General features: G+C 62.9%; 7 protein-coding genes and 3 pseudogenes. 8 read left to right on the top strand and 2 right to left on the bottom strand.

All coding sequences use genetic code 11. From position 1 onward, the window contains the following. Positions 1–1,067: 1,067 nt before the first annotated feature. Positions 1,068–2,132: a GntR family transcriptional regulator gene (locus CF70_RS00515; RefSeq protein ID WP_035858945.1), complete on the bottom strand. Its 1,065-nt coding sequence runs from the start codon at positions 2,130–2,132 to the stop codon at positions 1,068–1,070. Between the two features lie 288 nt (positions 2,133–2,420). Between CF70_RS00515 and CF70_RS00510 the strand changes: the two genes are divergently transcribed. The 6 genes and pseudogenes from CF70_RS00510 to CF70_RS35590 all read left to right on the top strand — a co-directional run. Beyond that, positions 2,421–3,104 (top strand): amino acid ABC transporter permease, encoded by a 684-nt coding sequence (locus tag CF70_RS00510; protein ID WP_035858942.1) that lies wholly within the window; start codon positions 2,421–2,423, stop codon positions 3,102–3,104. Positions 3,105–3,171: 67 nt separating this feature from the next. Next, positions 3,172–3,816, top strand: a complete 645-nt coding sequence (locus tag CF70_RS00505) for an amino acid ABC transporter permease (RefSeq protein WP_035858940.1) — start codon at positions 3,172–3,174, stop codon at positions 3,814–3,816. Between the two features lie 59 nt (positions 3,817–3,875). Then, on the top strand, positions 3,876–4,604 hold the full coding sequence (locus CF70_RS00500; protein WP_035858935.1) for an amino acid ABC transporter ATP-binding protein: 729 nt from the start codon (positions 3,876–3,878) through the stop codon (positions 4,602–4,604). A gap of 58 nt (positions 4,605–4,662) precedes the next feature. Next, entirely contained in the window at positions 4,663–5,460 is a 798-nt protein-coding gene (locus tag CF70_RS00495) for a transporter substrate-binding domain-containing protein (protein ID WP_035858932.1), read from the top strand. 49 nt (positions 5,461–5,509) lie between these two features. Beyond that, a complete protein-coding gene (locus CF70_RS00490; protein WP_035858929.1) occupies positions 5,510–7,078 on the top strand; it encodes a UxaA family hydrolase in 1,569 nt (522 codons plus the stop codon). Positions 7,079–7,258: 180 nt separating this feature from the next. Continuing rightward, positions 7,259–7,381, top strand: a pseudogene (locus tag CF70_RS35590) (IS110 family transposase); the annotation flags it as partial. A 41-nt stretch (positions 7,382–7,422) separates the two neighbouring features. Here the strand turns inward: CF70_RS35590 and CF70_RS00485 are convergent. Continuing rightward, positions 7,423–7,837 (bottom strand): annotated as a pseudogene (locus CF70_RS00485) (ISKra4 family transposase); the annotation flags it as partial. 380 nt (positions 7,838–8,217) lie between these two features. Here CF70_RS00485 and CF70_RS36430 point away from each other — a divergent pair. Then, positions 8,218–8,376, top strand: coding sequence for a hypothetical protein (locus CF70_RS36430; RefSeq protein WP_160172219.1), 159 nt, complete (start codon positions 8,218–8,220; stop codon positions 8,374–8,376). Positions 8,377–8,625: 249 nt separating this feature from the next. Then, positions 8,626–8,755 (top strand): annotated as a pseudogene (locus tag CF70_RS37210) (SDR family oxidoreductase); the annotation flags it as partial. Positions 8,756–8,842 lie beyond the last annotated feature (87 nt).

Here is an 8,842-nt window from a genome sequence, read left to right as displayed (position 1 = left end):
CCGATGGAGCGGGTGAAGGAAATCGAAGGGGTAGTCCTCTACTCGCCCGCTAGACGCGGAAATGCTCCACAGTGATCGCGTATAGCTCGCCAACCCGGCGCAGCGCTTCCGTGTTCACGTCGTTCTTCCGAGCAACGAACAGGTCGTGGAATTTACGACGGGCATGAGCCTTATGCCGAGCTCGGCATAATGCAGAGGATTTTTGGTTAGCGGTCGCGGCCACGTGCGCATGAACAGCACCTGGGGAGAGCAGCCCGCGACCGTTAACCAAAAAACCGTTTGTGCTAAATCGCTCTATGGGCGGTAGCATCTATGGGCATTGAATGGTCGCCGCGATGATCCGGCGGGCGCCACACGCGTAAGCTGACCACGTGACTGCGGGGAAGTGACGATGGCGATCGTGCGATGGCGGTGCGAGCGTCGACATGGCGAGATGAATTGGGCAGCTTCCGGAACATCGGGGGCGCTGCAAGGACCGGATGGCGCAAGCCCGGGCGCGTTGCCAGCAGGAATGAATGGAAACGTGGTCGAGGGTAGTGCCAGCGGATCAGTGAACATGGTGAGGGGGCGGCGCACGCGGCAGTGCACCCGGCAGGAACGTTTCGTCTGCCTGCAGGAGAAGTGCAACAGCCCCGCCGTCCAAATGTTCATTTCGTGGCTGCTACAGGAAACCGGAGGAAGCGCGCAAGACCATGCATCCGACGCGGACAGCCTTGGTGACCTGCCGACGTCACTCTCCTTGTAGGGATCCCCTTGCTTTCCGTGCACAGACTGACGGCAGGCAGGTCTTGGATTGATGCGGGTCTCGGCGGTGTGCAGTGCATCAATCGCTGCATATTCAAATACTTGCTGTTCGCTTCCGAATCCGCCGGAAACCCGCGTCTTTACGTGCTCGACGCAAGCTCTCCGCGTGCAAAATCGTTCAATAAACACGCGGGTTTCGGGGTGATCGAATGGAATCGGTTGTCATGTTTTATGGAAAATTCAATAGTTCGCGCTGGCTCGCGTTTCAGCGGCTTGCGCGGCCGGTGTATCCGCTAGAGGCGGACGCAGCCTTGACCGCGTAGCTAGCCGCGACCCGGCTCACGCGAGATATATGACACCTCGGGCAGTGCGAACGTCTCGCGCACGAGTTCCGCGCGCCGGGTCACCTTCTCACAGGACAGCTCCAAGTGGTCACGCAGCAGGTCGGCGGCCTTGCGCGGCGCCCCGTCGGCGGCGGCCCGCAGCACGGCGATGTGCTCGGACATGAACGGGTCCGCTTCGGGCATCGGCGTGGATACGCCAAGCACGTGTTTGCTCAGCGTGAGGATGCAGCGCGTGCGCTGCAGGCTGCTGAGCAATTCCTTGTTAGGGCACTGCGAGAGCAACTGCACGTGCAGGTCATGCTCTAGGTTGTCCATGGCGGTGCGGCTGACCTTTGGGTAGACGCGCTGCACCTTGTGCAGGTCCCCGATCATCCGCTCGATCTCCGCGCGGTCGGCGTGGCCGATTGCGGCGCGTAGCGCGGCGGGTTCCACCAGCGAGCGCAGTTCGTAGAGATCATGGATGCGTTTGGCGTCCAGCGGCGTGATGACCCAGCGCAGGCGCTCGTCCTTCTCCAGGATGCCCAGGCTTTCCAGGCGCAACAATACGTCGCGCACGACGGTCCGGCCCACGCTGAAGTGTCGGGCCAGTTCAATCTCGTTGACGCGATAACGACCGAACACCGACAGGTGCACCAGGTCGCGCTCCACTTCGTCGTAGATCACCTCCCAGCCCAGCGTCTTGCGTGCGACATCCGGCTCGCTGTCCACGCCGAGCATGGCGGGGTCCAGCGGGATGCGCCGGGGCGCGGTTCCCGCAGGCCCGGCCACGAAGCCACGCCCTTCGAAGCGGCTGACCACGCCATCGGCTTCCAGTTCGCGCAGGGCCTGGCGCACCGGCGACCGGGTGGAGCGCAGGATCTCGGCTACATGCCCTTCCAGCAGTACCGTGCCCGGCTCTAGCGAGCCTTCCACGATGGCCTTGCGGAGCAACTCGACGATGACGGCGTAGATCGGCGCGTGCCGTTGCGCTTCGTCGGCTTCCTGCGTGAGTGCGAAGGGGGCGGTGCGCTTGTCTTGTCGCGCAGCCGTCGATGGACTCGGCACGTTGTCTCCGGATCGGTTGGCGGGTTTGGCTAGCGTTGGGTGCTGCGTTAGGTGCTGCGTTAGGTGCTGCGTTAGGTGCGTTGATCGCGGCGCTGGCATGGTGCCAAGTATCGAGCGACGCATGAACACATGATACACGGGTATCTCCTCAGATTGACGTTTGTCGGCAATAGTCATATATTTCGGTCCATGCCGGCGCAAGGCCGCATCGAGACGAGAACAAAACACCGAGACGGGGTGGCGGCTAAGCTGGCGCTGCCCACAAAAGAGCGAAAGGGCGTATCCCCGATGGACTATCAGTTCGATTTCAGCTTCCTGAGCGCCAGCTGGCGCGAACTGCTCGACGGGGCATGGCTGACCCTTCGCATGTCGGTGGCGACCATCGTGCTTGGCTTTGTGCTGGGAACGGCGCTGGCGGTGGTGCGCACGCAAGGCCCGGGCTGGGCGCGCCGCTGCGTCACGGGATACGTGGACGTGATTCGCAATACGCCTCTGGTGATCCAGGCGTTCTGGCTATTCTTCGGGCTGGCGGCGGTGCATGTGCGCGTGCCGGCGATGGCGGCGGCGGTGCTGGCGCTGGTGGTCAACGTATCGGCCTACACCACGGAGATCGTGCGCGCGGGCATCGAGTCGGTGCCGCGCGGCCAGCTGGAGGCGGCGTCGTGCCTGGGGCTGTCGCGCTGGCAGGTGCTGCGCCTGGTGGTGCTGCCGCAGGCGGTGGAGCGCATGTACCCTGCGCTGATCAGCCAGTTCGTGCTGATGATGCTGGCCACCTCGATCATGTCGCAGATCTCGGCGGAAGAGCTCACTGCCGTGGGCTACCGCATCCAGTCGGAGACCTTCCGCGGCTTTGAAATCTACATTGTCATTGCCGTGGTGTACCTGGTGCTGTCGTGGTTGTTGCGGCTATCGATGGCGGGAGTGGGTGCTGTCGTCTTCACGCGCCGCCGGCGCCTGAAGACGGCGCTCTGATTCCAAACGCTTCCTCTATTCCTTTCTTCGACGCATTCTTTCCACTTTCGACGCGGAGTCAAGCATCATGTCCAGCCTTTCCCTGGATCAAGTCTTGTTTATCCTGCGCGGCGCCGGCTGGACGCTGTTGCTGTCTGCCATGGGCTTTATCGGCGGCGCGCTGGTGGGCCTGCCACTGGCGCTGGCGCGCGGCCGCGGCGCTCGCTTGCTGCGCACGATTACCGGCGCTTTCGTGCAACTGGTGCAGGGCGTGCCGCTGCCGGTGATCATGTTCGTGGTGTATTTCGGCATCAGCGTGGGTGGCTTCGACCTGCCTGCGCTGGTGGCCGCCGGCATTGCCATGACGGCGTATTCCAGCGCTTACCTGGCCGAGATCTGGAAGGGCTGCATCCAGGCCGTGCCGCGCACGCAGTGGGAGGCGGCCGAGTGCCTGGCGCTCACGCCGCTGCAGCGCGTGGTGCACGTGATTCTGCCGCAGGCTGCGCGCATCGCGGTGGCGCCCACGGTGAGTTTCCTGGTGCAGATCGTGAAGAACTCCTCGTACGCGGTGGTGATCGGCTTCTTCGACCTGACCTATTCGGCACGGGTGGTGAACAACTCCACCTTCGAGCCCTTCGTGGTGTTTTCCATCGCGGCGGTGCTTTACTTCGCGATCTGCTATCCGCTGTCGATGCTTTCGTACAAGCTGGAGCGCCGCTTCAAGCGCGTATGAATGCGGGTATGAAAGCGGACCAGAATCAGCGAGAACCAAAAGACATCATGGAGACAAGCATGGAAGACATCGTCCGCTTCGACAAGGTAAGCAAATCCTTTGGGCAGGTGGAAATCCTCAAGGGCGTGAGTTTCTCGGTGCGCGCCGGCGAGGTGGTGGCGCTGATTGGCCGCAGCGGCTCGGGCAAGAGCACAGCCCTGCGCTGCATTAACGGCCTAGAGCGCGTGAACGGGGGCTCGTTGCATGTGTGCGGGCGTGCCATGCACGATGACAACGTGCCGCTGGGCGAGCTGCGCAAGGAAGTTGGCATCGTGTTCCAGAGCTACAACCTGTTCCCGCACCTGACCGTGGAAGAAAACGTCATGCTGGCGCCGCGCAAGGTCAAGGGCGTTGGCAAGAAGGATGCGCGCGAGCTGGCCATGCATGTGCTCAAGCAGGTTGGTATGGAAGAGCGCGCCGGCTACTACCCGGAACAGCTCTCCGGCGGCCAGCAGCAGCGCGTGGCCATTGCCCGCTCGCTGGCGATGCAGCCGCGCCTGATGCTGTTCGATGAAGTGACCTCGGCGCTGGATCCCGAGCTGACCGGCGAAGTGCTCAAGGTGATCGAGCGGCTGGCCGAAGATGGCATGACCATGGTGCTGGTCACGCACGAGATGGCGTTCGCGCGCTCGGTGGCGGACCAGATCATGTTCATGCACCAAGGCATCGTCTGGGAAGGCGGCAACGGCAAGCTCCTGGATGAACCTTCGACGCCGGAGCTCAAGCAGTTCGTCGGCAACGGCCTCTGATTTTGCGCTAGCTTCCCGCTAGCCGGCACGACACAACCTACACACACGGAGACACCCCATGCACCTAAACCGCCGCCTGCTCGGCTCGTTCGCCGCCCTGCTGCTCGTTGGCGCATCCGCCAGCGCCTGGTCCGACACGCTCGACGCCATCAAGCAACGCAAGAAGATCCTGGTCGCCGTGGATATCGGCGCGCCGCCCTACGGCATGCTCGACGCACAGGCCAAGCAAAGTGGCTCGGATGTGGAAACCGCCCGCCTGCTGGCCAAGGACCTTGGCGTGGAACTGGAGATTGTGCCGGTGACCGGCCCGAACCGCGTGCCCTTCCTGCTCACCAAGAAGGCTGACGTGGTGCTGGCTTCGTTCTCGGTCACCGACGAGCGCAAGAAGGTGATCGACTTCTCCGACCCCTATGGCGTGATCCCGGTTGTGGTGGGCGGGCCCGCGAAGGCCAGCCTCAAGAGCTTTGCCGACCTGTCGGGCAAGACCATCGCCGTCACGCGCGGCACCACCAGCGACCAGGAACTCAGCCGTGGTGCCAAGGAAGTCCCTGGCCTGAACATCGTGCGCTACGAGGACGATGCCACCACCAACACCGCAGTCGCCACCGGCCAGCAGGACTACCTAGCCGCCGCCATCAGCGTGATTCCCGCGGTGAAGAAGAGCAATCCCACGCGCGACCTGGAAACCAAGTTCGTGATGAAGTCCTTCCCCTACGCCATCGGCCTGCGCAAGGGCGATACCGCGCTGAAGAACTGGCTGGACGGCTGGGTCAAGGCCAACCTGAAGAACGGCAAGATCAATGAGATCTACAAGCAGTACTTCGGCGTGGCGCTGCCCGACGAGATGATCAAGTAACACCGGCGCAACCCTGCCCGGCGCAATCCACACCGCGAGTATCGATTCCATGAGCACAGACACCCTTGCCGCCACTCCCGCGCAGGCTCCGCGCACGTCCCGCACCATCCGCCTGCATCCTGATGACGACGTGGTCATCGCGCGGGACCAGATGGTGGCCGGCACGCCGGTAGCCGACGAAGGCGTGACCGTGATCGGCTTGGTCCCGCCCGGCCACAAGATCGCCACCCGTGCGATCGCGAACGGCGAGGCGGTGCGGCGATACGGCCAGATCATCGGCTTTGCCAGCCAGGACATCCGCGCCGGCCAGCACGTGCATACGCACAACCTGGCCATGGGCGACTTTACGCGGGACTATGCTTACAGCGCTGAGGCCCGCGTGGTGCAACCGGCGGCGCAGCCGGCCACGTTCGATGGCATCGTGCGCGCCGACGGCGGCGTGGCCACGCGCAACTACATCGGCGTCCTTACCTCGGTGAACTGCTCGGCCACGGTGGCGCGCGCCATCGCGGATTATTTCCGCCGGGACATCCATCCAGACGCGCTGGCTGCGTATCCCAATGTGGATGGCGTGGTGGCGCTTACGCATGGCGTGGGCTGCGCGGTCGATCCGCAGGGCGAGGGGCTGGCGGTGCTGCAGCGCACGCTGGGCGGTTATGCTTGCCATCCCAACTTCGCCAGCGTGCTGGTGATCGGGCTCGGCTGCGAGACCAACCAGATCTCCGCGCTGCTCGCCACGCAGGGACTCACGCACAGCGACCGGCTGCAGACCTTCACCATCCAGGACACCGGCGGCACCACCAAGACCATTGCCCACGGCATCGAGCTGATCAAGGCGATGCTGCCGAAGGCCAACGCGGTGGAGCGCCAGCCGGTGCCGGCACATCATCTGGTGGTGGGCCTGCAATGCGGTGGCTCGGATGGCTACTCGGGCATTTCGGCCAACCCGGTGCTGGGTGCGGCGGTGGATTTGCTGGTGCGCAATGGCGGCACCGCGATTCTCTCGGAGACTCCAGAGATTTACGGCGCCGAGCACTTGCTGACGCGCCGCGCGCAAACGCCGGAGATTGGCCAGAAGCTGGTGGCGCGCATCCGCTGGTGGGAGGCCTATTGCGAGCGACACGGCGCCAGCATGGACAACAACCCCTCCGCCGGCAACAAGGCGGGCGGCCTGACCACGGTGCTGGAAAAATCGCTGGGTGGCATCGCCAAGGGCGGCTCCACCAATCTCGCTGAAGTCTACGAGTACGCGCAGCCGGTGCGCGTGCGCGGGCTGGTCTTCATGGACACGCCGGGCTACGACCCGATCTCCGCCACCGGGCAGGTGGCGGGCGGCGCCAACCTGATCTGCTTCACCACCGGGCGCGGGTCCGCGTATGGTTGCGCGCCCTCGCCTTCGGTCAAGCTCGCCACCAACACGGCGCTGTGGCAGCGCCAGTCGGACGACATGGACCTGAACTGCGGCTCGGTACTGGACGGGAGCGCCACCATCGCCGAACTCGGTGCGGCGTTGTTCCAGCTGATGCTGGACACGGCCTCCGGCAGGCGCTCGCGCAGCGAGCTGCATGGCTACGGCCAGAACGAGTTCGTTCCCTGGCAACTGGGCGCGATTACCTGAGGGTGGTTGCTGGAGCAATCAAAATAAAACGGGCGGTCCTGCACATCAGGATCGCCCGCTTGTCGTTACGCCAAAACCCAGTCGATCAACGGCCCTTCCTCAGTTCCGCATCGATCGCCTCAAGCAGGCGCTGATCATTCGCGGCAACATCCGGCGCGAAGCGGGGTAATCTATATGAACGCGCTGATCGAGACATTGCGCGAGCAGTGGAATGGGCTCGTGAAACTGGACGAACAGATAGCCGGCATCGAGGGGCGAACGCGCGACTGGGTCAAGGAGGATAAGGCCGTGAAGGCGATCAGCATGGCCAACTGATCACGAGACCGCGCCAAAGCGGGGGCCGACTAAGCGGCAATGCGGTGGTTTTCTGCTCTGGCGATGGAGGGATACCATCGTTCAACGTGCGATCGGAGCTGGTCATTGAGCACGGCAGTCCGGATTTGTAGCAGTGCGCGCGCGTGCCGCGGCCGCCAAGCCATCTGTTGGCGTTTGACGAACCACTTGCTGATCACCTGGTTGACGGCGGACTCGACGAAGCCCGATGCAATGGGCTCCCCGTGGCGATAGCGGTCACCGTAGTTCACGATGAAGCTCCGGTTGTTACCCAGATAGATGATCACTCGAGCTTGCCAAGGAGTTTGGCTTCCTCGGGGCTGGCCTCGGCATCGAGATCCCAGCTCAGGTTTTCCAGCCGGCGCACGCTGGATAGGGGCAACCGTGCCACAAGTGCCACTTGGCACCTTGCAGCGCCTTGATCAATGTCGGATTGCCGGGCCATCGCTGTGTGCTGGCCGGCCCTTGATGGGGTCATCGTACTTGAAGAGTTGGTACGGACCGGCCAAGGAACTTGTTCCCCAATCCGATAGTGGCGCATCGGTACTGGCGTAGTTAGCCAGGTCGATATGCATTCGTTCGGACACACTGGTTCGACATGGGGTCTCCTCCGGTTGCATATGGAACCCCTGATAACCAGTTCTCTTCAAGCGCGGTGAGAGAGATACCGCACAGAGTGCCACATCTACGTCTGGCACTGTCCCTATAACGAAATGGGACGTGGTCCAGAGTGTGCAACTGTGCCGCCGCAGTTCAGCGCCTTTGCCAATTGCGGATCCGATTTCGACTGAACGCAAGGGGTCGCGGTGGATGACAATCTCAAAATGGGATTGATGGTGTTGGCCTTGCTCACGGGCGTCATCTATGCGTCGGCCAAGGCGATGGGCATGGACATGGGCGTCGGCGATGCGGTGGTGCAACTGGTGCAGACAGCCACCGATCTGCTGCGCCGTCTGTTCTATTAGTTGCGCGGCGCATACTGCCCATGGACCCAAATTTCGCGGCCATGTAACAAGAATTAAACTTGTCTAACAGTAAAATTTGAAATCCCGCATATCGGCTGCTACCGTGAATGCGGCGTCGGGTCCATACATGCACGAAAAGTACGAATTACCCCGGAAGTGCGTACCAAACAGTGAAGCAGGTGACTGAAGTCACCGAAAATAACTTCAACGTAGCGAACAACGCTGCGTCAAAGGCGGCTACGCACATCCCGCATCCCCATGGGCCGCCTGGGACAACTGGAGGAAGTCGCCGCACTGGTACTGTATCTAAGCTCCCGTGACGCCGCCTTTCTGGCCGGAGCTAACCGTTGCCATCAATGGTGGCCCGCACCTGCAGTGAATGAGGCCCGCCTGCAAGCCTAACCGCTCCCGCCACGTCTCGATCGCTGAGCAAGATTGGTTGCCGCGACCGGTCACACCGCATCTC

Origin of the sequence: Cupriavidus sp. SK-3 (genome assembly GCF_000611145.1) — a bacterium.
Lineage (GTDB): Bacteria > Pseudomonadota > Gammaproteobacteria > Burkholderiales > Burkholderiaceae > Cupriavidus.
The sequence above is the reverse complement of the archived record's forward strand: the minus strand, read 5'-3'. Positions and strand labels throughout refer to the sequence as shown.

What these genes read in the sequence shown, in the direction of transcription:
- CF70_RS00510 (WP_035858942.1), top strand. Translation starts at nt 2,421, where the DNA reads ATGGACTATCAGTTCGATTTCAGCTTCCTGAGCGCCAGCTGGCGCGAA.
- CF70_RS00505 (WP_035858940.1), top strand. Translation starts at nt 3,172, where the DNA reads ATGTCCAGCCTTTCCCTGGATCAAGTCTTGTTTATCCTGCGCGGCGCC.
- CF70_RS00500 (WP_035858935.1), top strand. Translation starts at nt 3,876, where the DNA reads ATGGAAGACATCGTCCGCTTCGACAAGGTAAGCAAATCCTTTGGGCAG.
- CF70_RS00495 (WP_035858932.1), top strand. Translation starts at nt 4,663, where the DNA reads ATGCACCTAAACCGCCGCCTGCTCGGCTCGTTCGCCGCCCTGCTGCTC.
- CF70_RS00490 (WP_035858929.1), top strand. Translation starts at nt 5,510, where the DNA reads ATGAGCACAGACACCCTTGCCGCCACTCCCGCGCAGGCTCCGCGCACG.